The organism is Mesorhizobium sp. PUT5 (assembly GCF_052216645.1).
Taxonomy (GTDB): domain Bacteria; phylum Pseudomonadota; class Alphaproteobacteria; order Rhizobiales; family Rhizobiaceae; genus Mesorhizobium.
The window spans coordinates 3,403,303-3,427,848 of the sequence record NZ_JBQOSO010000003.1 but is presented as its reverse complement, the minus strand read 5'-3'; the positions used below and the strand labels follow the sequence as shown (position 1 = coordinate 3,427,848).

The 24,546-nt window shown below is 62.8% G+C and carries 21 protein-coding genes and 3 pseudogenes; 13 read left to right on the top strand and 11 right to left on the bottom strand.

Features of this window, described 5'->3' with window-relative positions:
* Positions 1-121: 121 nt before the first annotated feature.
* The 4 genes from ACTDI4_RS18335 to ACTDI4_RS18320 all read left to right on the top strand — a co-directional run bounded on the left by ACTDI4_RS18335 (position 122) and on the right by ACTDI4_RS18320 (position 4,087).
* Positions 122-1,213 carry an amino acid ABC transporter permease gene (locus ACTDI4_RS18335; protein ID WP_442842503.1) on the top strand — a complete coding sequence of 364 codons (1,092 nt, stop codon included), beginning with the start codon at positions 122-124 and terminating at the stop codon, positions 1,211-1,213.
* Positions 1,213-2,307 (top strand): amino acid ABC transporter permease, encoded by a 1,095-nt coding sequence (locus tag ACTDI4_RS18330; RefSeq protein WP_442842502.1) that lies wholly within the window; start codon positions 1,213-1,215, stop codon positions 2,305-2,307. The genes ACTDI4_RS18335 and ACTDI4_RS18330 overlap by 1 nt, the downstream gene beginning before the upstream one ends.
* Positions 2,304-3,077, top strand: a complete 774-nt coding sequence (locus ACTDI4_RS18325) for an amino acid ABC transporter ATP-binding protein (protein WP_442842501.1) — start codon at positions 2,304-2,306, stop codon at positions 3,075-3,077. Before ACTDI4_RS18330 ends, ACTDI4_RS18325 begins: the two co-directional genes overlap by 4 nt.
* 77 nt (positions 3,078-3,154) lie before the next feature.
* A complete protein-coding gene (locus tag ACTDI4_RS18320) occupies positions 3,155-4,087 on the top strand; it encodes a 3-keto-5-aminohexanoate cleavage protein (protein ID WP_442842500.1) in 933 nt (310 codons plus the stop codon).
* A 432-nt stretch (positions 4,088-4,519) separates the two neighbouring features.
* On the opposite strand, the gene ACTDI4_RS18315 is transcribed toward ACTDI4_RS18320, so the two are convergent.
* The 4 genes from ACTDI4_RS18315 to ACTDI4_RS18300 all read right to left on the bottom strand — a co-directional run bounded on the left by ACTDI4_RS18315 (position 4,520) and on the right by ACTDI4_RS18300 (position 8,795).
* The gene (locus ACTDI4_RS18315) at positions 4,520-5,467 is read right to left on the bottom strand and encodes an ABC transporter permease (RefSeq protein WP_442842499.1); all 948 of its coding nucleotides are present in this window, start codon (positions 5,465-5,467) and stop codon (positions 4,520-4,522) included.
* Positions 5,468-5,566: 99 nt separating this feature from the next.
* On the bottom strand, positions 5,567-6,565 hold the full coding sequence (locus tag ACTDI4_RS18310) for an ABC transporter substrate-binding protein (protein ID WP_442842498.1): 999 nt from the start codon (positions 6,563-6,565) through the stop codon (positions 5,567-5,569).
* A gap of 36 nt (positions 6,566-6,601) precedes the next feature.
* On the bottom strand, positions 6,602-7,327 hold the full coding sequence (locus tag ACTDI4_RS18305; RefSeq protein WP_442843397.1) for an ATP-binding cassette domain-containing protein: 726 nt from the start codon (positions 7,325-7,327) through the stop codon (positions 6,602-6,604).
* 424 nt (positions 7,328-7,751) lie between these two features.
* Positions 7,752-8,795: a linear amide C-N hydrolase gene (locus tag ACTDI4_RS18300; protein WP_442843396.1), complete on the bottom strand. Its 1,044-nt coding sequence runs from the start codon at positions 8,793-8,795 to the stop codon at positions 7,752-7,754.
* Between the two features lie 119 nt (positions 8,796-8,914).
* On the opposite strand from ACTDI4_RS18300, the gene ACTDI4_RS18295 reads away from it, so the two are divergent.
* The 3 genes from ACTDI4_RS18295 (at position 8,915) to ACTDI4_RS18285 (ending at position 14,863) form a co-directional block, all read left to right on the top strand.
* Entirely contained in the window at positions 8,915-10,402 is a 1,488-nt protein-coding gene (locus ACTDI4_RS18295; protein ID WP_442842497.1) for an amidohydrolase family protein, read from the top strand.
* An 11-nt stretch (positions 10,403-10,413) separates the two neighbouring features.
* Positions 10,414-11,262: a hypothetical protein gene (locus tag ACTDI4_RS18290; RefSeq protein ID WP_442842496.1), complete on the top strand. Its 849-nt coding sequence runs from the start codon at positions 10,414-10,416 to the stop codon at positions 11,260-11,262.
* Between the two features lie 760 nt (positions 11,263-12,022).
* Positions 12,023-14,863: a hypothetical protein gene (locus ACTDI4_RS18285; protein WP_442842495.1), complete on the top strand. Its 2,841-nt coding sequence runs from the start codon at positions 12,023-12,025 to the stop codon at positions 14,861-14,863.
* On the opposite strand, the gene ACTDI4_RS18280 is transcribed toward ACTDI4_RS18285, so the two are convergent.
* Complete coding sequence (locus tag ACTDI4_RS18280; protein ID WP_442842494.1) at positions 14,838-15,209, bottom strand: hypothetical protein; 372 nt, start codon at positions 15,207-15,209, stop codon at positions 14,838-14,840. The two genes, ACTDI4_RS18285 and ACTDI4_RS18280, sit on opposite strands and share 26 nt — an antisense overlap.
* 196 nt (positions 15,210-15,405) lie before the next feature.
* Between ACTDI4_RS18280 and ACTDI4_RS18275 the strand changes: the two genes are divergently transcribed.
* Positions 15,406-16,491 (top strand): branched-chain amino acid aminotransferase, encoded by a 1,086-nt coding sequence (locus ACTDI4_RS18275; protein WP_442843395.1) that lies wholly within the window; start codon positions 15,406-15,408, stop codon positions 16,489-16,491.
* Here ACTDI4_RS18275 and ACTDI4_RS18270 read toward each other — a convergent pair.
* Complete coding sequence (locus ACTDI4_RS18270) at positions 16,376-17,077, bottom strand: NUDIX hydrolase (RefSeq protein WP_442842493.1); 702 nt, start codon at positions 17,075-17,077, stop codon at positions 16,376-16,378. The two genes, ACTDI4_RS18275 and ACTDI4_RS18270, sit on opposite strands and share 116 nt — an antisense overlap.
* Here ACTDI4_RS18270 and istA point away from each other — a divergent pair.
* Positions 17,024-17,785: pseudogene (istA, locus tag ACTDI4_RS18265) on the top strand (IS21 family transposase); the annotation flags it as partial. The gene ACTDI4_RS18270 and the pseudogene istA sit on opposite strands and share 54 nt — an antisense overlap.
* A gap of 99 nt (positions 17,786-17,884) precedes the next feature.
* Here istA and ACTDI4_RS18260 read toward each other — a convergent pair.
* A complete protein-coding gene (locus ACTDI4_RS18260) occupies positions 17,885-19,114 on the bottom strand; it encodes an IS110 family transposase (RefSeq protein ID WP_442841068.1) in 1,230 nt (409 codons plus the stop codon).
* A gap of 211 nt (positions 19,115-19,325) precedes the next feature.
* On the opposite strand from ACTDI4_RS18260, the pseudogene ACTDI4_RS18255 reads away from it, so the two are divergent.
* Both ACTDI4_RS18255 and istB read left to right on the top strand, forming a co-directional pair.
* A pseudogene (locus ACTDI4_RS18255) lies at positions 19,326-20,150 on the top strand (Mu transposase domain-containing protein); the annotation flags it as partial.
* 11 nt (positions 20,151-20,161) lie between these two features.
* Positions 20,162-20,899: an IS21-like element helper ATPase IstB gene (gene istB, locus ACTDI4_RS18250; protein ID WP_442841067.1), complete on the top strand. Its 738-nt coding sequence runs from the start codon at positions 20,162-20,164 to the stop codon at positions 20,897-20,899.
* 50 nt (positions 20,900-20,949) lie between these two features.
* Here the strand turns inward: istB and ACTDI4_RS18245 are convergent, their stop codons facing one another.
* The 3 genes and pseudogenes from ACTDI4_RS18245 to ACTDI4_RS18235 form a co-directional block, all read right to left on the bottom strand.
* A complete protein-coding gene (locus ACTDI4_RS18245) occupies positions 20,950-21,474 on the bottom strand; it encodes an IS5 family transposase (protein WP_442843266.1) in 525 nt (174 codons plus the stop codon).
* 38 nt (positions 21,475-21,512) lie between these two features.
* Positions 21,513-21,719 (bottom strand): annotated as a pseudogene (locus ACTDI4_RS18240) (transposase); the annotation flags it as partial.
* 210 nt (positions 21,720-21,929) lie between these two features.
* Entirely contained in the window at positions 21,930-22,469 is a 540-nt protein-coding gene (locus tag ACTDI4_RS18235; protein ID WP_442842492.1) for a hypothetical protein, read from the bottom strand.
* Between the two features lie 282 nt (positions 22,470-22,751).
* On the opposite strand from ACTDI4_RS18235, the gene ACTDI4_RS18230 reads away from it, so the two are divergent.
* Positions 22,752-22,952 (top strand): tyrosine-type recombinase/integrase, encoded by a 201-nt coding sequence (locus ACTDI4_RS18230; protein ID WP_442842491.1) that lies wholly within the window; start codon positions 22,752-22,754, stop codon positions 22,950-22,952.
* A 504-nt stretch (positions 22,953-23,456) separates the two neighbouring features.
* On the opposite strand, the gene ACTDI4_RS18225 is transcribed toward ACTDI4_RS18230, so the two are convergent.
* Complete coding sequence (locus ACTDI4_RS18225) at positions 23,457-23,936, bottom strand: DUF2127 domain-containing protein (RefSeq protein ID WP_442842490.1); 480 nt, start codon at positions 23,934-23,936, stop codon at positions 23,457-23,459.
* 44 nt (positions 23,937-23,980) lie between these two features.
* Between ACTDI4_RS18225 and ACTDI4_RS18220 the strand changes: the two genes are divergently transcribed.
* Positions 23,981-24,523 carry a phosphatase PAP2 family protein gene (locus ACTDI4_RS18220; protein ID WP_442842489.1) on the top strand — a complete coding sequence of 181 codons (543 nt, stop codon included), beginning with the start codon at positions 23,981-23,983 and terminating at the stop codon, positions 24,521-24,523.
* Positions 24,524-24,546: the final 23 nt, after the last annotated feature.

Below are 24,546 nucleotides of genomic sequence, written 5' to 3'. Positions count from 1 at the left end.
CGCCGGGCAGACCCCCGGCGCACCCCCACAGTGGGAACCTGCGTTGACGACTTTCGATGACTATCAAGCGCCTCCTTTCTGGAGGCGCCCCTTTTTCAGGCGATGGGCGGCGCAACTGGCCGTGATCCTGTGCCTCTTGGCGGCGCTTGCCTTCTTCATCGGCAACGCCTCGGCCAACCTGGCGAAGACCTCAACATCTCTCGGTTTCGGCTTCATCTGGAGCCGTGCCTCCTTCGAACTCGGAGAGGGCATCACCGGTTTCGTCGCGGGCGACAGCGTGCTCGCGGCATTCTGGGCCGGCGTGGTCAATACGCTTCTGGTCTCGTTGGCCAGCATCGTTGCGGCCACCGTGCTGGGGATCGCGGTAGGGGTGCTGCGCCTGTCCGCCAATCCGCTCTCGCGCTTCATCACGTCCGGCTATATCGAATTCATGCGCAACATTCCGCTGATCCTCCAGATGCTGTTCTGGTATGCGGTGATCACGCGCTCGCTGCCGACGCCGCGCAAGGCGCTGGGCCCGGTCGAGGGCTTCTATTTTACCAACCGCGGCGTGTATTTCCCCACCATGAACCTGCCGCCGGCTGCATTCTGGGCGCTTGTGGCGCTGGCGGCGTTGCTGCTTGCGGCAGTGGTGGCCCGCGCGACGGGCGATGTCACGGACAGACGGCAGACAGGCTGGCGCGCGCTTGGCGATTTTCGCGCCATGGGCGGGATCGTCGTCCTCATGCTGGCCGTGCTGGGCACATGCGGCACGCTTGAGGTTCCGGCGATCTCCGGCCTGAACTTCAGGGGCGGGGCCTTGATAACCCCCGAATTCACGGCCGTATTCCTGGGGCTCTCGATCTATTCGGCCGCCTTCATTGCGGAAAACGTGCGCAGCGGCATCCTGGGTGTCTCCGCCGGCCAGAAGGAAGCGGCCGCCTCGCTCGGTCTGCGCGATGGCCAGACGATGCGCCTGGTCGTCCTTCCGCAAGCACTGAAAATCTCGGTGCCTCCCATCGCGAGCCAATATCTCGACATCGTCAAGAACAGTTCGCTGGCCGTGGCGATCGCCTATCCCGAGATCATGCGGGTGGCGACGGTGGTCATCAGCGAGGTCGGGCGGTCCATCGAGGTCATCGCGATCGTCATGGCGGTCTACCTTTCGATCAGCCTCGCAATCTCCGCCCTCATGAATGCCTACAACAAGGCGAACATTGCCAAGGGAAGCTGATGTCTCCTGCAGGGTATGAAGCAACGGGCGCCCGCCACCGCCTGCTGGCAATCCTTAAGCCGGCTTTCGGCACGCCGGTGAATGCCGCCCTGACGGTCGCCATCATGTGGCTGCTGGTGACGGCGATCCCCGCCCTTCTGCGCTGGGGCATTGCCGATGCGGTGTGGGCCACCGACGACCCGAAGAAATGCATCCAGCAGGACGGTGCGTGCTGGGCGTTCATCGGAGCCAAGCTGCGCCTGATCATTTTCGGGCGCTATCCCTATGACGAGCAGTGGCGTCCGCTGCTGGCCATGGTCATCGTGCTGGCCGCCCTGGCGCTGAGCGCCGACTGGCGCCAATGGCGCCGCAGGGGCTGGGGCCGGTTCCTGATCGGCCTCTGGGCGGCGGCGATCGCGGCGGCCGGCATCTTGATGGCCGGCGGCGTCGCCGGCCTGGATCGCGTGGAGATCGACCGCTGGAGCGGCCTGCCGCTTACGGTCATGCTGTCCGTCTTCGGCATCTTTCTCGCGCTGGTCCTGTCGGTGCTGCTCGCGCTCGGCCGCCAATCAGAACTGCCGGTCATCCGCTGGCTCTCGATCGCCTATATCGAGCTGATCAGGGGCGTGCCGCTGATCAGCATCCTGTTCATGGCGGCGCTGATGCTGCCGATCATCCTGCCGAGCGGCTTCGAAATCTCCAAGATCCTGCGCGCCCAGGCGGCATTCGTCATGTTCTTTGCCGCCTACATGGCCGAGGTGCTGCGCGGCGGGCTGCAGGCGATCCCCAGAGGCCAGTACGAGGCGGCCGAAGCCATCGGCCTGACCTATCGGGAGGCCACGTTCAAGGTGATCCTGCCGCAGGTCTTCCGCCTGACGATCCCCTCGCTGGTCAATGTGTTCATCGCCGCGTTCAAGGACACCTCGCTCGTCGTCATCATCAGCATGCACGATCTCATGGGCACCACGAATGCCGCCATCAGCGATCCGGCCTGGTCCGGCGTCTATATCGAGGCCTACGCGTTCACCGCCATGATCTACTTCTTCTTCTGCGGCGGCATTTCCTGGTACAGCCAGAAGCTGGAACGCCACCTCAAGACGGGGCGGCGGCCATGACCCATGCAAGTCCGCCATCCGGCACGGAAGCGAAAGCCTCCGTTCGTTTCCAGCGCGTTTCGAAGCGATTTGGCAACTTCGAAGTGCTGAAGGACATCGACCTGTCCATTCGGCCCGGCGAGCGCATCATCGTTTTCGGCCCTTCCGGTTCCGGAAAATCCACGCTCATCCGCTGCGTGAACGGCCTGGAAGACTATCAGGCAGGCGTCATCACCGTGGAGGGCGTGCCTGTCAGCCGCGATCTGGGAACCGTGCCCCTGATCCGCCGCAAGGTCGGCATGGTGTTCCAGCACTTCAATCTCTTCCCCCACATGACCGCCCTGGAAAACTGCATGCTCGGCCCGGTGGCGCGCTCGGTCCCCGAGAAGGAAGCCCGGCAACGCGCGCTGGAATTCCTGGCGCGGGTGCGGATGACCGATCACGCCGCCAAATTTCCGCACGAGCTTTCCGGCGGGCAGCAGCAGCGCGTGGCGATCGCACGGGCGCTCTGCCTGCAGCCGCAGGTGATGCTCTTCGACGAACCGACCTCGGCGCTCGATCCCGAGATGGTCGGCGAGGTTCTTAACGTGATGAACGAACTGGCCGATACGGGCATCACCATGATCTGCGTGACGCACGAAATGGGCTTCGCGCGCAGGGTCGCCGACCGCATGATCTTCATGGAGGGCGGAAAGATACTCCATGACGAGCCGCCTGAAATCATCTTCGGCAGAAGAGACGAGCGGCGGCTCAACGATTTCTTTGAACACGTGGCCGATCGCGGTCTTTGAGTTCCAATTCACCAGCCTACCGCGCCGGGCAAGGACAGGATGCCGGCGCAACGCCATGTCATGCCAAGGAAAAGCAAATGGATTTGAAGGACAAAGTCATCATCACCTGCGCATTGACGGGGGCTATCCACACGCCGTCTATGTCGCCGCATCTGCCTGTCACGCCGGAGGAAATCACGCGTGAGGCGACTTTGGCGGCCGAGGCCGGCGCGGCCATTCTGCATCTGCATGCACGCGATCCCGAAACAGGCAAGCCGGACCAGAGCGTCGCGGCCTTCGGGCGCTTCCTGGCCGACGTCAAGAACGGGACGGGAGCCGTCGTCAACATCACCACCGGCGGAAGCCCCTTCATGAAGGTCGAGGAGCGCGTGCAGCCGGCCCTGGCCTATGCGCCGGAAGTCGCTTCCCTCAACATGGGCTCGATCAATTTCGGTTTGTTTCCGCTTCTGCAGAAGTACAAGGACTTCAAGCACGACTGGGAGGCGGGCGCCCTCGAGGCGACGCGGGATCTCGTGTTCCGCAACAGCTTCAAGGACATCGAGTACATCCTCGCGAAGTGCTCCGAGAACGGTACGCGCTTCGAGTTCGAGTGCTACGATATCGGCCATCTCTACAATCTCGCTCATTTTGCGGACCGGGGTCTCGTCAAGGCGCCGTTCTTCATCCAGTCGGTGTTCGGCATCCTGGGCGGCATCGGAACGCACCAGGAAGATGTCGTGCACATGCGGCGCACGGCCGACCGCCTGTTCGGCGACAATTATGTCTGGTCGGTGCTCGGCGCCGGCGCCAGCCAGTTGCGCATCGCGGCCATGTCGGCATCGATGGGCGGACATATCCGCGTGGGGCTGGAGGATTCCCTGTGGGCGGGCAGGGGGCGTTTGGCCACGTCGAGCGCGGAGCAGGTGCGCATGGCGCGCAGCATCGTCGAAGGTCTGGGAAAGACCGTGGCCACCCCGGCGGAAGCGCGCGAAATTCTGCGCCTCAAGGGGGCCGACAAGGTCGCGTTCTAGGTCGCCATGCGCCGAGGCGGTGCGTGATATCGATCATCCCTCGCTCCGCCATCGCCCGCGCCTCGTAGCCTTGGTGCCAACTCCGCCGGCATAACCCGGACGGGTGGTGCCGGTCGGATATCAGGTCTGAACGGCGGGGCTGGAGTCCATGCCGGCGTGTTCGTCGGCGCCCGGCAAGTCTGGCAGATCAACCAGGCCGAAAATATCGACGGTCTTGCGGATGGCCAGAGTGCCGGCTTCCGCGGGGCGGCGTTGCGGTTAGCAGCACCGTTTCCTACGAAGCGGGCGCCCCCGAGGCTTCCATAGTTCTGGATAAGGCCGCTCCGGGCGCCGCCATAGCGACCGACGGTGCGGACCTGACGACGGGGACGTCGTGTTCGTGGCGCATGGTGCCCGCAAGGTCACGACGGTGGATGCGGCGCCCGGACAGGCTCACAATCCAATGCGCCGGCGCTTTTGTATGTTGTCGATGTAGACCACGACGGCGATCAGCACGCCCTCGACGACCATTTCCCAAAATGGGTCCACGCCGAGCAGGTTTGCACCGTTTCCTATCGTGGTGAACAGCAAGGCGCCGATCAGGCACCCCAGGATCGTGCCGCGCCCGCCGAAGAGGCTTCCCCCGCCGACCACCACTGCGGCGATCGCCTCCAACTCGTAGCCGGTTGCTGCCGTCGGGGTCCCCATGGACAGCCTGGAGACCAGGAGCATGCCGCCGGTCGCAGCGAAGACCGACGACAAACTGTAGGCGGCAAGCGTGACGACGGTGACGTTGATGCCGACGCGCCGTGCGGACTCGATATTGCTGCCGATGGCATACATATAGCGGCCCAGGCGCGTGTAGCGCAGCATGATATGCGAGCCCAGGCCGATCACGATCATGATGATGAACAGCATCGGCACGCGGAGAACGGAAGCGTTGGCGACCTCCGAGACCGGATCGGGAATGCCGGCGATGGTCATGCCCCCCGACAGGAGAAGGGCGAGGCCGCGAAACGCCTGCAGACCGGCAAGCGTGACGATGAAGGGCGGAATTCCCAGCCGGTCGGTGGCCAGCGCATTCGCGGCGCCGATTACGAAGCCGAGGAGCAGTGCGAGGAGCGTGGCGGCAACGATCGGCATGCCGCCGGAAAGCATCATCGCAAAGGCGATGCCCGTCAGGCCGGCGACCGACCCGACCGAGAGGTCGATGCCCGCCAGGATGATGGTGAACAACTCCCCGAACGCCACGATGGCGGCGATCGAGACCTGACGCAGGATGTTGGTGATATTGTCCGATGTCCAGAAATAGGGAGAGAGGACGGCCAAGGCCGCCCAGGTCACCAGCACCAGCCCGGCGACATAGGTTTCGACGGGCAGGTGACGGCGCAGGCCGGCCAAGGATAGCGACAACCCTGTTGCGATGCGAGACGACACTATGGCACCTCTCAAACCGAGGCGGTCGGACGGCGGTCCACGAGAGGTGGATCGCCGCAGGCTCTACATCCCCAGGAACGGCGCGAGCTTATATTTGGACGGGTCGAGCAGGCCGGCCATGGCAGGGCTGTCGATGTTGGCCTTGGTCACGACATGCACGCCGGAATCGACATATTTGGGCAGCACCACGCCATGCGCGGCCTCAAGCGCGTACCACACGCCGGCATAGCCCATCATATAGGGATCCTGCACGATCAAGCCGTCGATGACCCCCTTGTTCAGGAAGCTCAATTCCTGGGAGGAGGTATCGAACGACACCAGGCACACCTTGCTGGCCTTGCCCTTCTCGTTCAGCGCCGTGCCGGCGCCGTCGCCTTCCAGTTCGTTGTCGGCGAAGATGCCGACGATATTCGGATTTTTGGTGAGGATATCCTCCGAATCCGACAGGGACTTGCTGGCGTCGTTGTTGCCGACGCGATGGTCGACGATCTTCATGTCGGGATATTTCTTCAATTCATCGACAAAGCCCTTGTCGCGGTCGTTCAGCGACTGGGCGCCGGCAAGCGCCGTCAGATAGGCAACGCTGCCTGCGGCTTTCCCGGTCCTCGCCTTGACGCAACCGGCGATTTCGTCGGCGGCCTTCTGCCCTCCGGTTACATTGTTGGTCGCAAGAAAGGTCACGTATTTGTCGGTCTGCGCGGAAGAGTCGATCATGATGACCGGAATGCCCGCCGCGGTCGCTTTTTCGATCGGTTCGGCCAGGGCTACCGCATTCGTCGCTGCGATGACGATGGCGGTCGGATGCTTGGCGATGGCATTCTCGGTGATGGAGACTTCCTGCGCGACATCGGTTTCAGCCGGGGCACCGAGCGTGTCGATCTTGACGCCCAGCGCCTTGGCCGCGGCGCGGGCACCGTCGAAGACCGTCGCCCAGTACTGGGATGTCGATGCCTTGACGATCACCTCGATGCGCGCATTGGAGAAGTCGGCGGCTTGTGCGCCAAAGGAGGCGGAGCCCAGGCCCGCAAGGGCGGCCACGCTCAACAACAGTTGCCTTTTCATGATGTTCTCCTTCGGGCCGACCGGATCCAAAGTTCTTCATTGGACGAAGCCGGTCATGTACTTGATGAGCTCCTCCTGGCTGGTTTCTCCGGCATTGGCCGTATACACGACCCGGCCGCGAAACATGACCGCGATGCGATCGGCCACCTGGAGGATTTCAATGAGGTTGTGGCCGATATAGATGACCCCCACGCCCTCCGAGGCGAGCCTGCGCGACAGGGCGATGACGTGCTCGCGTTCCATGACCGCGAGCGCCGCCGTCGGCTCATCCAGGATCACCACCTTGGCTTTCCAGTAGAGCGCCCGCGCGATCGCAACGGCCTGCCGCTGCCCGCCGGACAGCCCCAGCACAGTACCGGTCCTCGACGGGATCCGGCTTTCTATGCGAGCCAGCAACGCGTCGGTTTCGCTGCGGATCCTAGCCTCGTCGACGAAGGGAACGAGGCCGAACAAGCGCCAGACCGGCTCGCGACCGAGGAAGATATTGGCGCCGACCGACAGTTCGTCAGCGAGCGCCAGATCCTGATACACGGTCTCGATGCCGATCCTGAGGCCATCGCGCGGATTGTCGATCGCGACCGGCCTGCCATTGAGCAAAATCTCCCCGGAATCCGGCTTATAGACGCCGGAAATATGTTTGATCAGGGTGGATTTGCCTGCACCGTTGTCTCCCACGACGGCCAGAACTTCGCCGGCTTGCAAGCTCAGGTCGACGCCGCGAAGCGCCTCGACCGGCCCGAAGCTCTTGGTCAATCCCTTCACTTCGAGCAAGGGCGGCAACCTTTCCTCCACTGGGCATGGCTCCGGCTTTCGACTGGCGGGCGTCTTGGCATCGGCCGCGCTGAACACGAGCCGGCAAAGGCGGCGCCGATAATACGGCGGCGCCCCAGGTCAAGGGCCCCAGGTCAGGGCTCGGCGGTCCAAACCGGGCAGGCGGCGTCTTGTCGAATCCCGCCCATTGCCCAAAAACGAGCTATACTTTGGCGCCGTACTTTCAAGGGGCGCTAACGGGATGTTGAAGAGGCGTCCGTTTGGCCTTGAAGTGCGGTCTTTGCGGGGCCATCATCGAGCGAATTCGACAGGGCCTGAAGCTCGCCGCAGAGGTACGGCTGCGCGTCCTTCCCGACTGCAGCCAACGACCAAAAGGGCGAGCGAAGAATTCAGCGAGCGGGCAATGCTCCTGCGCTCATATGCCGAGGAACTTGAACGGCGGGGCCTCCTTGAACTGATCGTTGGCCATGCCCGAATAGATGTGGGTTTGATTTGGACCGAGGTCGAGCTTCAGCACCTTTCCGGTCTTTTCGGAGAAATCCAGCTTGGTCAGGTCGACCCAGAAGATGTTCGGAGTGAGTACCGACTCGAAGAAATAGAGCTTGCGCTTCTGGTCGGACACGGTGCGCCAGCGCGTCGAGGAGATGTTGGGTTGGTCCGGCGTGGTGATGCCGAACGGAACGGAGACGTTGCGGATCACGCTGAAGGCGCTGGCGATCGCTTCGACCGGGTCTTCGCTTTTCGGGATGGCGTTCACATAGAAGGCTGCACGGGCGAAGCGGTCGGAGGCACGGTTCGTGCCCGGCAGCATGACGGTGCCGCCGATCTGCTTCCAGTATTCGTTCAGCGCCAGTTGCTTCTCGAAGGTCGGAGAATTGGTCATCACCTGATAGTCGCGGCTGTGATGAATGACCTGCTTGCCGTCGATATATTCGATGATGGCGCTATCGCCGCCGGCGTCCGATAGCGAGAGGTGCAGGGTGGCCAGCCGTTCCTCGCCCGGCACGTTGTCGGTCACGATCGTGAAAGGTTCCTTGGCCAGGGCATCGACTGCTTCCTGAACGGTGGCGAAATTGTCGAGCACGTATTGCGCCCATGCGGCAAGCGTCAGGCCTGGCGTCTTGCCGTCGTATTCCGGATAGGAGGACTCCACCAGCCACAACACGTTGGCGACCAGCCCGGCCTCGTTCATTCCGTCCGTGGTCGAGATGTCATAGCCCGTCGCGATGACGCTGCCATATTTCGAGGTCCAGTGAACCGAATTCGGACCGGCCTCTCCGGATCTCTTCATGCCGCGCGGAAACGCCCACAGGTTGGTGCCGACATCGAGCTTCCAGTCCATCGAGCGCGCGGTGATCACCTCGCCGTCCACTCCATGATAGACAAAACGCGTGCAAGCCTCGGCGAACGAAGACGTCAGCATGCTCGCGGATATGAGCAGGGCACCGAGGGTGTGCATTTTGAGGGTCACGTTCTGTCCTCCGTTCGACGACTTTCTGATTGTCTAACAGGCGGTCATTGTCAGCATAATTTAAGATAGGTCAACGAGTTGATTGATTTTTGACCGGCTGGCATAAGGTGTTCTGCGAGCGGAAACGGAGGTATATCTTGCTGTTTCGATTTGGTCATAGGTATCAGCACTTGAGCCATGGTTTGACCTGTGCCTGCCATAGCTCGCAGGCCAAACAAATTTTCGCGCGTATCGACCGAGGCCTCTCGCGCCGCTCCGTTCTGAAGGGGGTGGCCGCCAGTCTTGCCGCTCCTGCCTTGGGCATCGTCAGCCCGGCTTTTGCGCAAACTCCGAACAGGCCGATCCTGCTTACGAACGTGACCATCTTCGATGGCACCAGCGCCAAGCTCGTCGAAGGGCAGGGGGTTCTGGTCGAGGGCAAGCTCATCAAGGCTCTGGTGGCCTCGGCTGATGCGGTTGCCGACGCGGAGGTGATCGACTGCGGCGGGCGGACCCTCATGCCCGGCATGATCGATGCGCACTGGCATTCGATCCTCGCCGGCATCCCGCAAATGGTGGCCATGACCGCCGATATCCCTTACGTCCATCTGGTCGCGGCGCAGGAAGCCGAACGCACGGTGCTGCGCGGCTTCACGACCGTGCGTGACGTCGGCGGCCCGTCCTTCGCCCTGAAGCGCGCCATCGACGAGGGACGCATCGCCGGGCCGCGCATCTACCCTTCCGGCGCGATGATTTCACAGACGTCGGGCCATGGCGACTTCCGCATGCGCACCGACCTGCCGCGTACGCCGCAAAGCAACCTCAACGTGAGCGAGGAGGCGGGCATCGCGGCAATAGCGGACGGTGAAGCCGAGGTGCTGCGCCGGGTGCGCGAGCAACTCATGCTCGGCGCCAGCCAGATCAAGATCATGGGTGGCGGCGGCGTGGCCTCGCCCTATGATCCGATAGACGCGCTGCAATATACCGAAGCCGAGATGAAGGCCGCGGTGGCCGCGGCGACGGACTGGGGCACATATGTGTGCATCCATGCCTATACCTCCGCCGCCGTTCAGCGGGCGATTGCGAGCGGCGTGAAATCCATCGAGCATGGCCAGCTTGCCGACGACGAAACTGCCAAGCGCATCGCCGATGCGGGGGCCTGGTGGAGCATCCAGCCGTTTCTGGCCGACGAGGATGCCAACACCTATGCTTTGCCGGAGCAGCGCGCGCAGCAGCAGATGATCGCCGAAGGCACCGCACGCGCAGTCGAACTGGGGCGCAAGCACAAGATCAATATGGCCCTCGGTACCGACATATTGTTCAACCCGAAGGGAACGGCGACGCAGGGCAAGCAGCTCGCCAAGTTCGCGCGGTGGTATGATAATGTCGACGTTTTGCGGCTGCTGACCAGCGGCAACGCCGAACTTGCAGGCCTTTCCGGACAACGCGATCCCTATCCGGGAAAGCTTGGGCTGATCGAAGCCGGCGCCTATGCGGACATGCTCGTGATGGATGGTAATCCGCTTGAGGATATTTCTCTGATCGCCGATCCGGAGCGCACGATGAAGCTCATCATGAAGGACGGGCGCATCCACAAGAACACGCTTTCAGCCTAAGGGGCAACTCGATGCAAAAGTATGTGACTTTCGTTGCCGCGATGCTGTGCGGTGTCCAGGGCGCCTATGCCGCCGACGTCGTGCCTGACCGGTACGAAGAGCCGGTGCCGGTCGCGGCCGAGCGTCCGGGCTGGGCGGTGCAGATTACGCCCTACATGTGGGCGGCCGGCCTTGACGGGCACATATCGCCATTCCGGCGGGGCCCGACGATCGGTGTCGAGAAGTCGTTTTCCGACGTGCTGGACGATCTCAATTTCGGCGGTTTCGTCAATGTTTGGGGACGCTACGACCGCTTCGTCTTCTCGGGCGATATGATGTATGTCAACACAACGGACAGCCACGGCACTGGCCCGCTGTCTGCGATGCAGATTCCGGGTCTGGGCGTCGCGATACCACCGGGCGCAAATGTCGATGCAAGGGTCGATACGAAACAGTTCATGGCCACCTTGCAAGGTGGCTATCGTATCGCCGATACGCCGCAGTTCACGCTCGATGCCCTCGCGGGCGCGCGCTTCTGGCACATCTCGAACGATGTGACGGTGACCGCAAGCCATCCTTTCATCGGCGAGGTGTCCGCCACTCATGGTGAAAGCTTTGGATGGGTTGATCCTGTGGTGGGACTCCGTGCCTTCATTCCTTTGACGGAAAGGCTGTCGGTGCAGGCGCAGGCCGACATCGGCGGTTTTGGTGCCGGATCCGACCTCACATGGTCAGCGCTCGCGACTGTCAACTACACCCTCAACGATCACTTCTCGGCCTCGGTCGGCTACAAGGTGCTCGATGTCGACTATGACCATGGCGGCCATGTCTACGACACCCGCTTGAGCGGTCCCGTTCTTGGCATGACCTATCGATTTTAATAGACGTGCCGGGTGGCAGGACCGCAGCGTCACGGTCTTGCCTCACCACCCTGCCTGCCCAGGTCTCAGATCGTCCTTGATCCGCTCCACGCTGACCTCAGCGTAGCGCTTGTCGCTCACGGCGATCGAGGTCCGGTGTTGCGGGTAAGGTCGTGCTCCGAGACATCCTGCACGATCAGCGAGAAGATGTAGCGAGCAGATGTGTTGGTGGCGCAGCGAATGGCTGGTGCGCCGCAGCGCTCGGATTTCCGGCATCTCCAATTGGGCGACATAGCCCCACTTGACCGCCAGCCGGAATGAAGTGCGCAGAATGATGAGTTCGCCGCGCTGGCGGCTTCGCGGTCGCTCCCTCTTACACCCGCCGTTAATTCAAAATTAGAGACCCGTTCGATAATCATAGGTCGAGTCCTCTGCTGTGAACACCATATTGCGGTGCGTCGCGGGCAGGACTCGGTGCGCTCCGCCTCGGCGGGAGGCGCGCATAAGCAGGCGTAGGAAACAGGGCCTAGGCGCCCTGTCTGCATGATGCGTTTCCGACGCTCGGCCCCCGCGAGGGGGGCATGGTCGATCCAACCTTTTCTGTGCCCGCAAGGGCATCCGAATGGCCGCTTCCGGCAACGGGAGTCGGCCGGGCGGTCAAGTTCGTCGCCGGACTCGCACCCAGCAGTCCGGTGAAGAGATTTGAAAGTCGTTCTCGGAAGCTGACGGACAAGGCGTGGCATCTGAAAATGTGACCGAGTAGCGCTAGAGGTAGCTCATCATGACTTCGATCATTTCTTCCATGAGCCTGAATCAGATCAAATCGCTGTCGCCGACTATCATCGGCACCCTCGGCGAAGATGACTTGAAGGCGTTCAACACGGGCCAGATCAAGGCTCTGAACGCCAACCAGATCAGCGCTTTCGACACGGCGCATTTTAACGCCTTCGACGACGAGCAACTGGGCGCCATCTCGACGGCCGCCGTCAAGGGCCTGACCGTTGATCAGTTGAAGGCGATCGACAGTGCCAAGATTGCCAGCTTCTCTTCGTCTCAGGTAGCGGCGATGAGCGCGAAGCAGATGGACGCGTTCGACGCAGACCAGATCGAGGCGCTGACGGTGGATCAGGTCAAGGTCATGACCGCTGCGCAGTGGGCCACCATCGACGCGACCGAGATCACGAAGTTCTCGACCGACGAGATCGCGGCGATCAGCGTCAAGGCCATCTCGGCCCTGTCTGACGACGCGATTGCGGCCCTGACCACCGATCAGGTCGGCGCGCTCACGACGAGCCAGCTGGCGGCGATGAAGACGAACCAGATCAAGGCCCTGACCACCGACCAGATCGCTGCCCTGGATACCACCCAGATCAAGGCCCTCAGCACCAGCCAGATCAAGGTCCTGACCAACGATCAGGTCGGCGCGCTGACGGCCGATCAGATCGGCGAACTGAGCGTGGCGCAGGTCAAGGCGCTGAGCGCCGCCCAGATCGGCCAGTTCGACAAGGAGCAACTCGCCGCCCTGTCGACCACCCACATCGCGGCGCTGAGCGCTGTGCAGGTCGCCGGCATCGACGCCGCCGCGCTGGAGGACCTCAGCAGCGATCAGGTCAAGGCGATCAGCACCAAGGCAATTGCCGGGCTCACCGACCTGGCGATCAAGGGGCTGGGCGACAAGGTGGCCGATCTGACGGCCGCCCAGTTCGGAGTTCTCAAGACTACGCAGATCAAGGCTCTGGACCCCGAGCAGATCGAGAAGTTGGGGGCGGATCAACTGGGGGCCCTGACGCCGACGCAGGCCAAGGCGCTGACCGAAGATCAGGTCAAGGCGCTCAAGCCCGATCAGATTGCGCTGCTGAGCACCAAGGTTATCGCCGGCATGAACTTCGAGCAGTTCGGCTGGATGGACGCAGACCAGATCGAGGCTCTGACCGAAGATCAGGTCAAGGCCCTGTCGGCCACGCAGATCGGTGCCATCGGCGACAATGTCGCCAAGTTCTCGGCCGAAGAGATCGCGGCGATCAGCGTCAAGGCCATCGCGTCGCTGTCTGACGACGCGATTGCGGCCCTGACCACCGACCAGGTCGGCGCGCTGACGGCTGGCCAACTGGCGGCGATGAAGACGAACCAGATCAAGGCCCTGACCACCGACCAGATCGCTGCCCTGGATACCACCCAGATCAAGGCCCTCAGCACCAGCCAGATCAAGGTCCTGACCAACGACCAGGTCGGCGCGCTGACGGCCGACCAGGTCGGCGCGCTGAGCATGGCGCAGGTCAAGGCGCTGAGCGCCGCCCAGATCGGCCAGTTCGACAAGGAGCAACTCGCCGCCCTGTCGACCACCCACATTGCGGCGCTGAGCGCTGTGCAGGTCGCCGGCATCGACGCCGCCGCGCTGGAGGACCTCAGCAGCGATCAGGTCAAGGCGATCAGCACCAAGGCAATTGCCGGGCTCACCGACCTGGCGATCAAGGGGCTGGGCGACAAGGTGGCCGATCTGACGGCCGCCCAGTTCGGAGTTCTCAATGCGACGCAGATCAAGGCTCTGGAACCCGAGCAGATCGAGAAGCTGGGGGCGGATCAACTGGGGGCCCTGACGTCGACGCAGGCCAAGGCGCTGACCCAGACGCAGGTCGAGGCGCTCAAGCCCGATCAGATTGCGCTGCTGAGCACCAAGGTTATCGCCGGCATGAACTTCGAGCAGTTCGGCTGGATGGACGCAGACCAGATCGAGGCTCTGACCGAAGATCAGGTCAAGGCCCTGTCGGCCACGCAGATCGGTGCCATCGGCGACAATGTCGCCAAGTTCTCGGCCGAAGAGATCGCGGCGATCAGCGTCAAGGCCATCGCGTCGCTGTCTGACGACGCGATTGCGGCCCTGACCACCGACCAGGTCGGCGCGCTGACGGCTGGCCAACTGGCGGCGATGAAGACGAACCAGATCAAGGCCCTGACCACCGACCAGATCGCTGCCCTGGATGGCACCCAGGTCAAGGCCCTGAGCGCCAGCCAGATCAAGGCCATGACGGACGATCAGGTCGCGGCGTTGACGACCGATCAGGTCGGCGCGCTGAGCGTGGCGCAGGTCAAGGTGTTGAGCGAGACTCAGGTCAAGGCGCTCACCACCGACCAGATCGCTGCCCTGGATGTGACCCACATCAAGGCCCTGAGCACCAACCAGGTCAAGGCTCTGACCGACGAACAGGTCGGCGCGCTGACGACCGAGCAGGTTGCCGAGCTGAGCGTGGCGCAGGTCAAGGTGATGTCCGAGACGCAGATCAAGGCGCTCACCACCGATCAGATCGCGGCGTTGAGCGACAAGGTGGTCGCCGGCATGAACTTCGAGCAGTTCAGTTGGATGGACGCCGATCAGATCGAGGCGCTGACCGAAAGCCAGGTCAAGGCCCTGTCGGCCACGCAGATCGGTGCCATCGGTGACAATGTCGATCAGTTCTCGACCGACGAGATCGCGGCGATCAACCTCAAGGCTCTTTCCGGATTGACCACTTCGGCGATCGGCAAGCTCGGTGAAGAGCAGCTCGACGCGTTCACCGAAACGCAGATCCAGGCGCTCAGCACCGCGCAGATCGCGGCGGTTATCGCGGCTTATCAAGAGTTCTGATGATAATGGGCGGCGCGGCTCCGGCCGCGCCGCCTGACCCGTCCACTGCGCGTATCCCGCCGTGCTCCTCGCAGGAAGATAGGGGCACGCAGCTGCCGCGCTCGTCCATTTCGTAGCCGTCGCGATCCTGGGATCCAGAAGCACGGACGGCATCAATGCCCGCCATGGCAGCACCGACAGATAGGTTCTGTCCTGCACTCAGCCATCGATCTCGTGGCATACCCAAAATGGCTCCGAGCGGGGCGTCTTCAGCCGCTGGATCGGCGTAGAAGCCGGTCGCGAATAACAGAGCGAGATCGGCGATGGACGAAATGTCGTCGGTGTCGTTCTTGTCGGCGCGCAGCATCGGCTTCCCTATGTTGGCAGCGGTAAGCACGCGCCATTGCAGGCGAAGGGCGAGCGAAGAGCGAGCATACCGGCAAGAAGTGGCCGATTTCCGCCGCGGTGTGCCTGTGACCTGGGTCCATCTGGTTGTTGCGAAGGCACCGTGCTGTAGACTATGCGAAGCCCACAGTTTCGACATATCTAGGAAAGCCCATTCGATGACAGACACGTCTTCCATAAAACGCCTTCCCCACCCTTCGCCGACCTCGGCCGAGGCCCGAGCGGCGCTGATGCGCAATCCGGGGTTCGGAAAGGTCTTCAGCGACCACATGGTGACGATGACATGGAATGTCGAGCGGGGCTGGCATGACGGCGCGGTCAAGGCCCGGACGCCCTTCGCCATCGATCCGGCCTCGGCGGTCCTGCACTATGCCCAGGAAATCTTTGAAGGCATGAAGGCTTACAAAACCAAGGACGGCATAGCCCTGTTCCGGCCGGAACAGAACGCGCGCCGCTTGGTGCAGTCGGCCGAGCGCATGGCGATGCCGCCCGTTCCGGAGGATCTTTTCCTGGAAGCGGTCGAAGCTCTGGTGCGGGTCGACGCGGACTGGGTTCCGGATGGAGAAGGAAGCCTTTATCTGCGCCCGTTCATGTTTGCCAGCGAGGCCTTTCTTGGCGTCCGCCCGGCAACCGAATACATCTTCTGCGTCATCGCTTCACCGGTCGGCGCCTATTTCAAGGGCGGCTTCAAGGCGGTCACCGTCTGGGTTTCCGATGACTACACCCGCGCCGCTCCCGGCGGCACCGGCGCGGCCAAATGCGGCGGCAACTACGCCGCCAGCCTGATCGCGCAGGCCGAGGCCAGCCGAAACGGCTGCGACCAAGTGGTTTTTCTCGACGCCGCCGAACACCGCTGGGTCGAGGAACTTGGCGGCATGAACGTGTGCTTCGTCATGGAAGACGGCAGCCTTGTCACACCCCCGCTTGGCGGAACCATCCTTCCTGGCATCACCCGCGCTTCCATCCTGACGCTGGCTCGCGAAGCCGGGCTGCGCGTCGAGGAGAGGCCCTATTCGTTCGACGAGTGGAAGGCGGATGCTGAAAGCGGCAGGTTGCGTGAGGCCTTCGCTTGCGGCACCGCCGCCGTGGTCGCCGGCATCGGCACAGTGCGCTTCAACGGCGGGTCGTTCACCATCGGCAACAGCGGCGACGGCCCGGTGACGGCACGGCTGCGCAGCGAGCTTGTCGGCATCCAGCGCGGCACTGTCGCCGACAAGCACGGCTGGGTGCGCCTGGTCGCATGAATTGGTAGCGTTCCGCGGAGCGCCGGATGGTGAAGCGCCTTTGCGGCCAAAGGGCCGGCAAAGGCGGGCTGCACAGCGGCAATGGCATGGGATGGCTGGCGCGCTGGGCAGCACAAGCTCTCCGGCGCTTCGTCCAGAAGCACAGAAGCATCAAGGAACGCGGCCAAGCCGGAAACTGTGCCGCACAGCGCGGCCGAGAGAACACGCGTCGGAACTGCCCCAATTCCCTGACGATCCGGATGGTCAAGCCTGTTTCCTCCCGGGCTTCCCGTATCGTAGCCTGCTGCAGGGTTTCACCCGGCCCCACGCAGCCTCCGGCCAGCGTCCAGCATCCTTGATTGCAAATTCCGAGGGATGTCGCCCCCCGATCCCGAAATGATGCCGCCCCCTCGTTCCGAGAAATAGTCGCCCCCTGATTCCGAGATGAAGCCGCCCCCTTGGATGCGGCGTTTGGGCCGGGCGCTCTGCTGGTGAAAGTTCCTTCTTTGGCTTGTCCGAGGGAAGGAACGAGATGCCGGCGGAGAGATTGGCGATGCGGCGTGTCCGCGAGATTTTGCGATACCGATTTGAGGAAGGCCTTGGCCACAAGGCGATCTCGTACCGGGTGGGCGCTGCACCTTCGACGGTGCGCGAGACGCTCCGGCGCGCTGCGACTGCCGGATTGACCTGGCCGCTTGGCGAGGAGGTCACGGACACGGTTCTGGAGGCGGCGCTCTATAAGGCATCCGGAAAGAAGACAGGACACCGCCGTAGCGTCGAGCCGGACTGGGCCGAGATCCATCGCGAGCTGAAGCGCAAGCATGTGACGCTGCAGATCCTGTGGGACGAATACATCGCGCTCCATCCCGACGGCTACCGCTATAGCCGTTTTTGTGACCTCTACAGGGGGTGGGCGGCAAACCTGCCGGTAACGATGCGGCAGAACCATGCCGCCGGCGAGAAGCTGTTCGTCGACTATGCCGGCGACACGGTGATGGTGGTCATAGATCGGCTGACGGGCAAAATGCGTGCTGCGCATCTGTTCGTGGCGGTGCTCGGCGCATCGAGCCTGTCCTATGCCGAGGCGCGCTGGAGCGAGACGCTGCCGGACTGGATCGGCTGCCACGTCAATGCGCTGGAGAGCTTCGGCGGCGCGCCGGCTCTGTTCATTCCCGACAATGCCAAGGTGGCGGTGATCAAGGCCTGCCGTTACGATCCGCAGGTCAACCGCACCTATGCCGGGATGGCGGCGCATTACGGCAGTTCGGTGCTGCCGACCCGACCGCGCCGTCCCCGAGACACGGATGAGATCGAATAGCCCTTTTGACGGAATCTGTGATATTTTCTTCAGGCCCACGGGCGACCACGTGGTGAACGGCAGGGCATGAGGTTCAAGCCCTGCGGCGCAGCCTGATCATTGTCGCTCCTCATTTGTGGCGTCCGTGGGTTTTGAGCGGGGCCCTCTTTGTCGCCATCCGGCCGTCATTCGCCGATATGCGCCTTCGGCCTGCTGAGCGCGGTTGCGCTCCTCCCGGCGACGTTGCGTGATGTTGTAGTCGTAGCCGGCGCCTTTCTGGCCGCGTCGCGGCGGATGTCCGGCGCGCAGTTCGAGGTCGCGAAGTTTCTTGGCGTGTAGCGAGGGGCGGACCCAGCTGTAATCTTCACCTCTCGTCAGCAGATGCCAGATGATCACCGCCAGCTTGCGGGCGACCGCAACTGCGGCAATGTGATTGCCGCGTTTGCCCCGCACGCGCTCGTAGAAAGCGTGTAGCGGCCCGGGGCTTCGAACGGTCTGCCAGGCCGCCTCGACCAGTAGATGGCGGGCATTTGCGCGTCCGCGTTTGGTGATCCGACCATAATGGGCCGGTCCCTCACCGGATTGATGGACGCTTGGATTGAGACCTATATAGGCGACCAGCTTGTCGGGGTTGTCAAAACGTTCGATTTTGCCGATCGCCGCCATCAATCCGACAGCAACCACCATGTCGATGCCCGGGATCGTCATCAATCGTGTCACGTTCGGATCGGACAAGGCGGCGCGTGCAATGTCACGCTCCACTCCCTTGAGTGCATCGGACTGGCGGTCGTATTCCTCGACGTGCCGTTCAATGGCCTCCCGCTCGTCGTCCGGTAGATACTGGGCCCGCAGCCAGATCCGCCCCTTGCCGCCGAAGAGATCGGCAAATGGGCAGGGTGGAATCAGGTTCGCGTGCAGGATCGACTGGACGATCGATTTTAGACGGGTCCGTTGCCGGACAAGTTGCGTTCGGCGCGTCACCTGACGTCGGCGAGCCAAGGTTGCGCCATCGGGAATCCAGACCTCGGGCAGGAAACCTGCGGCATAGAGTTGCGCCAGGACGCGCGCGTCGATCGCGTCGGTCTTGATCTTCGCCTTGGCGATCAGATGGACCTGCAACGGATTTGCCACGGCCACCCTTGCCACGCGCGGAGCGAGGATCTCCACAACCGCGGTCGCATTGCCGGTCGCTTCCACCACGACATGATCCGACGGCAGAAGTGTTCTGGCAAAGTCTTCCAGATGCTCCCGCGTCATGCCGATCCGGCCAAGTCGCTTGATTTCTCCATCTTCAAGGGCCACCGCTTCGGCGAAGACGCGGTGGATATCCATGCCGATGATGCGCATATCTACCCCTTTCGCTATGTCATCCCTCTTCTCAGGAGCTGGCGGGCTACACGGCAACTACGGATCCGCGCTCGCAGCGCATTCGGGTAAGCCGCAGGGGCGACCATATAAAGGCTCGGGCTCGCAGCCCATGTCTTTCGCTCGGCCTGCCCGCACTCGCGTGCTCCCGACGCCCCACATCCCGAATGGTCTCACCATAGCGCCTGCCACCGAAGTGCGGCAAAGATATCGAGGCGTCAGCGCGATCATGCCAGATAAGGCAAAGGTCGAGGCGGCGGTGCGCATTGTCGAGCGCTGGCTTCTGGGTCGGCTACGCCATCGCGTCTTTTACAGTCTGGCCGAGGTCAATGCGGCGATCGGCGATCTGCTCGTCGATCTGAATGATCGCCGGGTGCTGCGCCGTGTCGGGCGCACGCGGCGGCAATTGTTCGAGCAGATCGACCGCCCGGCACTCCGGCCGCTGCCGGCGGAACGCTATGTCTTCGCCGAATGGCGGATCCGGCGTGCCGGCCTCGACTACCATGTCGAGATCGATCGGCATTATTACTCCGTTCCCTGGCGCTTCGCGCGCGAGCAGATCGAGGCCCGCATCACGGCGAGCACCGTCGAGCTGTTCCGCAAGGGCGAGCGGATCGCCGCCCATATGCGCTCCAGCGGCAATGGCCGGCATACCACCGTCCCCGAGCATATGCCGTCGTCGCACCGCCGCTTCGCCGACTGGACGATCGAGCGGATCAGCCGCGAGGCCTCGGCGATCGGTTCTGACGCGGCGCTCCTGTGCGAGAAGATACTGGCCGACCGGCCGCATCCCGAGCAGGGCTTCCGCGCCTGTCTGGGCATCATCCGCCTGGCCAGGGGCTTTGGCCGGGAAAGGGTCAACGCCGCCTGCGGCCGCGCGCTTGAGATCGGCGCGCGGACCTACGGCTCGGTCCGCTCCATCCTGGACAACCATCTCGACCGGACGACCGCCCCGCGGACGGCGTCGGCCAAGCCCATCGACCACCCCAATATCCGCGGTTCCCGCTATTACCACTGAAGGAGAAAGGCATGCTTGCACATCCCACCCTCGATCGCCTGAACGCCATGGGCTTCACCGGCATGGCCCGGGCATTCGACGAACTCACCGCCAATGCCGAGGCCGAACAGCTCAGCCATATCGAGTGGCTGGGTCTGCTGCTCGACCGGGAATGGAGCTGGCGCTACGATCGCAAGCTCGCGGGCCGCCTGCGCTTTGCAAAGCTGCGTCACCAGGCCGCCCCCGAGGATGTCGACTATCGCAGTGAGCGCGGTCTTGATCGGGCCCTGTTCCTCAAGCTCATCGCCGGCGACTGGATCGATGCCCACGACAATCTGGCGATCTGCGGCCCGGCGGGCGTCGGCAAGAGTTGGCTCGCCTGCGCGCTTGGCCACAAGGCTTGCCGCGACGACCGCTCCGTTCTCTACCAGCGTGTGCCCAGACTGTTCGCATCCCTGGCGCTGGCGCGCGGTGATGGCCGCTACCCACGCCTGCTGCGCAAGCTCGGCAGCGTACAATTGCTGATCCTCGATGATTGGGGCCTTGAACCCCTCGACGATCAGGCCCGTCACGATCTCCTCGAAATCCTCGAAGATCGCTACGGGCGGCGCTCCACCATCATCACCAGCCAGCTACCCGTGTCGGCATGGCACGACGTAATCGGCAACCCGACCTATGCCGACGCCATTCTCGACCGGCTCGTCCACAATGCCCATCGTATCGATCTGACCGGAGAAAGCCTGCGCCGAGACCAGCAGCGAAAGACTTGACACAAGCGCTCGACGAAATGACAACAATCACTGCCAGCATAGCCCGGTCCCTAGGCCGTGTGGACGAATTTGAGCAAGCATAGGCCGGCAGCGAAGCTGACGATCGAGCGGAAATTCCGTGCGGTCTTTTCGCATCGCAGAGCGACGCGCTTGAAGCGCTTGAGCCGCCCGAAGCCTTGCTCGATACGAGCGCGCGCCTTGTAGAGCGTCTTGGCGAAGAAAGCCTGCGGGTTCTTCTCATTGGCCTTGTGCGGGATCACCGGGGCGATGCCGCGAGCCCGCGCGGCGGCGCGATTGGCCTTGCTGGAATAGCCTTTGTCGCCCAGTGCGGCGCGTGGGGTGATGTCCGGCCCTATGTCGAGCAGGGTCTCGAAGCGGGTTGTGTCCGCAACCTGACCGCCGGTTAGATCGAACGCGATGATGTCGCCCGAATTGTCCGCCTTGGCGTGGATTTTGGTCGTGAACCCGCCACGCGAGCGTCCGAGCGCCTGGCCTTGCTGCCCCCCTTTGCGCCGGCCGCCGAGATATGGGCGCGGACAATGGTGGAATCGAACATCTGGATCAAATGGGCCGATGCGCTCATCTCGGCCAGCGTGTCGAAGAAGGCTTCGAACACGCCGGCCTTGCTCAGCCGGTCAAAACGCTTCCACACCGAGTTCCAATGGCCGAAGCGCTCCGGCAGCGCCCGCCAGCGCACATTCTCCACCGTGAAGAAGTGCATCGCTTCCAGAAACAACCGGTCGTCCGCAGCCTTGCGGCCTCGCCGTGGCAGGCAAGCGCGGAAAACCTCCAGCGTGTTCGCCCAATCCGTTTCCGTCATCCTCGTGGACATCGCCGACCTCCAAATCAGTCGGCAACCTATGAATCACACCGGATTCGTCCCCGGAACCCCAAAAACTATACCTGAGTCAATTCGTCCACACAGCCTAGGGGCGAGATCATCTCGGAATCCGGGGGCGAGATCAAATCGGAATGAAGGGGCGGCTTCCTCGGAATCGGCATCCTTGATCTGGAGGTTTTGCGACGGGATTCACGCAGCATCCCCTGCTCGCCGGTCCAAAGCGGCCGCATGAATCGCGGCCAGCAGCGCAAAGGAGGCTGCGGCAAGCATGGTCGTCAGCAGAGCGTCTATGGCTGCGGCTTCGCTGAAGAACAGCCCGGCAACGGAAACGACCAGCGCGCCTCCGCCGATGGACATCGCCGCGGCCAGGCCGGCCGCGGTGCCGGCGAGTTCGCTTCGCACCGACATGGCGCCCATATTTGCCGCCGGCAGGGTTAAACCGTTGCCGATGCCAATGAACATGCAGGGGCCGAAGAACGCCAGCGGATGCGTGATATCCAGCGCAGACAGGAGCAGTCCGACCAGCAACCCGAAACATGTCAGGATGCGCGCGAGCACGAGAACCATGCCTCGGGAGAGCCTCCACGCATAGCGGCCGGCCAGGAAGCTGCCGCAGACGAAGCCGGCTGGGACCAACCCCATGTACAGGCCCAGCAACGCGCCTGGTCCGCCCACGGCCAAAGGCGCTCCGGCCAGGAAGACGTAAAGCGTGCCCATCGAGAAGGCCATGCACAGCGCGTATCCTGTCGCACATGGCCGGCCTGCGCGTCGGCGAAATCGCGGCACTTACCTTGCGTGATGTCATCGACAGCGAGGGCAAGGTGCGCGAGCAGATCAGGCTATCGGCGGCGATGACCAAGGGCGGTTATGCGCGCGTGGTGTTCGTCAGCGACCGGCTGCGCAAGGAAATCGAGCGCTACCGGCAACATGGGAAAAAGTCGGCCGGCCAAGACGCCGCTTCTGATGACGTAGCGCAGGGCCGCGTTCTCGGCCAACACGCTGTGTCAGTTGATGGCCAAGCTCTACCGCGATGCCGGTCTCGACGGTGCGACCTCGCACAGCGGCCGGCGTTGGTTCATCACCAAGCTTGCACATTCGGGCGTCAGCGCCAAAGTCATCATGACGCTGGCCGGCCATCGCAACCTGACCACCACCCAGCGCTACATCGACGTCCGCGACGACATGATGAAGGCGGCGGTCGAACTGCTATGACCAGCCACGCCCAGAAGATGGAACCCTCATCCTTGTCTGGTTTAAGGGCAGCAGTTGGTGGGTTCTGGTCAGGCAGCTTTGAGATAGACATCGGAAGTAGTGGCCATTTCTCCTACCGCTGAGTAGGGGGCCGAAAGCGGCCAGTCCGCGTAAGGTGGGGATGCCGGAAAGCTGTCGCTCAACTACACCGTATAAGAGCACGGCACCACGACAGTTTGAATCTCGCAAGGCACGCCAACCGCAATCAGAGCAGTTCGCAGCCCATCGCAGACATTTCGAGAGCTCTCAGTTTTTCCTGGATGCAAGTTCCGCTTCCTGTCAGTTCGCCTGGACACGGTGACCGCGTCTCTTTGATCTCCGCAGTTCATCAGCCTATCAGGTCATACAAATCCGTATGTTTGCGGCAATTTTTACGCAATCTCGCGTTGCTATGATCGCCGCAAGCAGGTCAGTCGACTTGAAGCTCTGACAGCAGAACCTTTAAGACGGCGGGCCCGACAAGCGCTATGTTCTCGAATGCAGATGGCGCCGTACGATGACATATTCGTGCCAGATCAGGCCCATCACCATTATGTCGAAAACGGTGAGCACGATCAGCCCGAAACCGTGCGTATAGGAAAAGCGGTAGAGCTGATAGACAATGAACAGGCCAAGCACGACAAGAGAAGCCGGATAGGACCACAATTTTCCCTTGAGCAGGCCGGCGACAAGCAGCAGTTTCACCAGGCCATGGCTCAAAAGATAGAACGCGTAGAAATGCTTGGTCTCGACCGAAAAGCCCTGGGCAAGGGCGAGCAGGTGCGTAGCGATGAAGTCGTTCGGATCTTCGATCAGCTCCTCTTGCGTGAGCATGCCGACATATCTGGCTATCGTATCGGTGCCGACCAGCGCAAGGGCAAGGCCACCTGCACATTCGATGGCCGCGTGGGCGCCCTTGAGCAGGACGCTTATCCGAAAGACCTGATGAATGCGCCGCTCATTCATGCCCCTGAAATCCACCAACTGCGCGAAAGGCGCGAACAATACATATGGACCACGCTGCTACACACTGGCTGAATGCGTATGCAGGCAGCCTTCCGCCGCTCGACCTGGTGATGACCGCCATGACATGGCTCGGCGTTCCCGTCATGATCGTGCTGGTTGCCCTGCAATGGTGGCGCCATGCCGACCGTCTCCATGTAAGGCATGCTTGCGTGGCCGCCGGACTATCCTTCCTGCTCGGGCTGGCCGTCAACCAGGTCATTCTTCTCTTCTTGCACAGGATCCGTCCCTATGACGCCGGCATCACCCATCTCATCGTCAGCCCGAGCGCCGACTGGTCCTTCCCGTCAGATCACGCCGCGGCCGCCTTCGCGATCGTCGCGGCCTTTTTTCTCAATGGGCTTCGACGCGCCGGAGCCTGGCTTCTCGTCGGAGCCGTCCTTATCTGCCTTTCCCGGGTCTATGTCGGAACGCATTATGTCAGCGACGTTCTCGGCGGCGCGTTCACCGGGATCATTGCCGCCCTTGCCATATGGATCATCTATCGGGAGGGCACGCGGCTCGACCGTTTTGTAACGCAAATTCTTTAGCGGGCACCCTGCCGGACAGCGCC

What these genes read in the sequence shown, in the direction of transcription:
- ACTDI4_RS18330 (WP_442842502.1), top strand. Translation starts at nt 1,213, where the DNA reads ATGTCTCCTGCAGGGTATGAAGCAACGGGCGCCCGCCACCGCCTGCTG.
- ACTDI4_RS18325 (WP_442842501.1), top strand. Translation starts at nt 2,304, where the DNA reads ATGACCCATGCAAGTCCGCCATCCGGCACGGAAGCGAAAGCCTCCGTT.
- ACTDI4_RS18320 (WP_442842500.1), top strand. Translation starts at nt 3,155, where the DNA reads ATGGATTTGAAGGACAAAGTCATCATCACCTGCGCATTGACGGGGGCT.
- ACTDI4_RS18310 (WP_442842498.1), bottom strand. Translation starts at nt 6,565, where the DNA reads ATGAAAAGGCAACTGTTGTTGAGCGTGGCCGCCCTTGCGGGCCTGGGC.
- ACTDI4_RS18300 (WP_442843396.1), bottom strand. Translation starts at nt 8,795, where the DNA reads ATGCACACCCTCGGTGCCCTGCTCATATCCGCGAGCATGCTGACGTCT.
- ACTDI4_RS18290 (WP_442842496.1), top strand. Translation starts at nt 10,414, where the DNA reads ATGCAAAAGTATGTGACTTTCGTTGCCGCGATGCTGTGCGGTGTCCAG.
- ACTDI4_RS18285 (WP_442842495.1), top strand. Translation starts at nt 12,023, where the DNA reads ATGACTTCGATCATTTCTTCCATGAGCCTGAATCAGATCAAATCGCTG.
- ACTDI4_RS18280 (WP_442842494.1), bottom strand. Translation starts at nt 15,209, where the DNA reads ATGCTGCGCGCCGACAAGAACGACACCGACGACATTTCGTCCATCGCC.
- ACTDI4_RS18275 (WP_442843395.1), top strand. Translation starts at nt 15,406, where the DNA reads ATGACAGACACGTCTTCCATAAAACGCCTTCCCCACCCTTCGCCGACC.
- ACTDI4_RS18260 (WP_442841068.1), bottom strand. Translation starts at nt 19,114, where the DNA reads ATGCGCATCATCGGCATGGATATCCACCGCGTCTTCGCCGAAGCGGTG.
- istB (WP_442841067.1), top strand. Translation starts at nt 20,162, where the DNA reads ATGCTTGCACATCCCACCCTCGATCGCCTGAACGCCATGGGCTTCACC.
- ACTDI4_RS18235 (WP_442842492.1), bottom strand. Translation starts at nt 22,469, where the DNA reads ATGGCCTTCTCGATGGGCACGCTTTACGTCTTCCTGGCCGGAGCGCCT.
- ACTDI4_RS18230 (WP_442842491.1), top strand. Translation starts at nt 22,752, where the DNA reads ATGGCCAAGCTCTACCGCGATGCCGGTCTCGACGGTGCGACCTCGCAC.
- ACTDI4_RS18225 (WP_442842490.1), bottom strand. Translation starts at nt 23,936, where the DNA reads ATGAATGAGCGGCGCATTCATCAGGTCTTTCGGATAAGCGTCCTGCTC.
- ACTDI4_RS18220 (WP_442842489.1), top strand. Translation starts at nt 23,981, where the DNA reads ATGGACCACGCTGCTACACACTGGCTGAATGCGTATGCAGGCAGCCTT.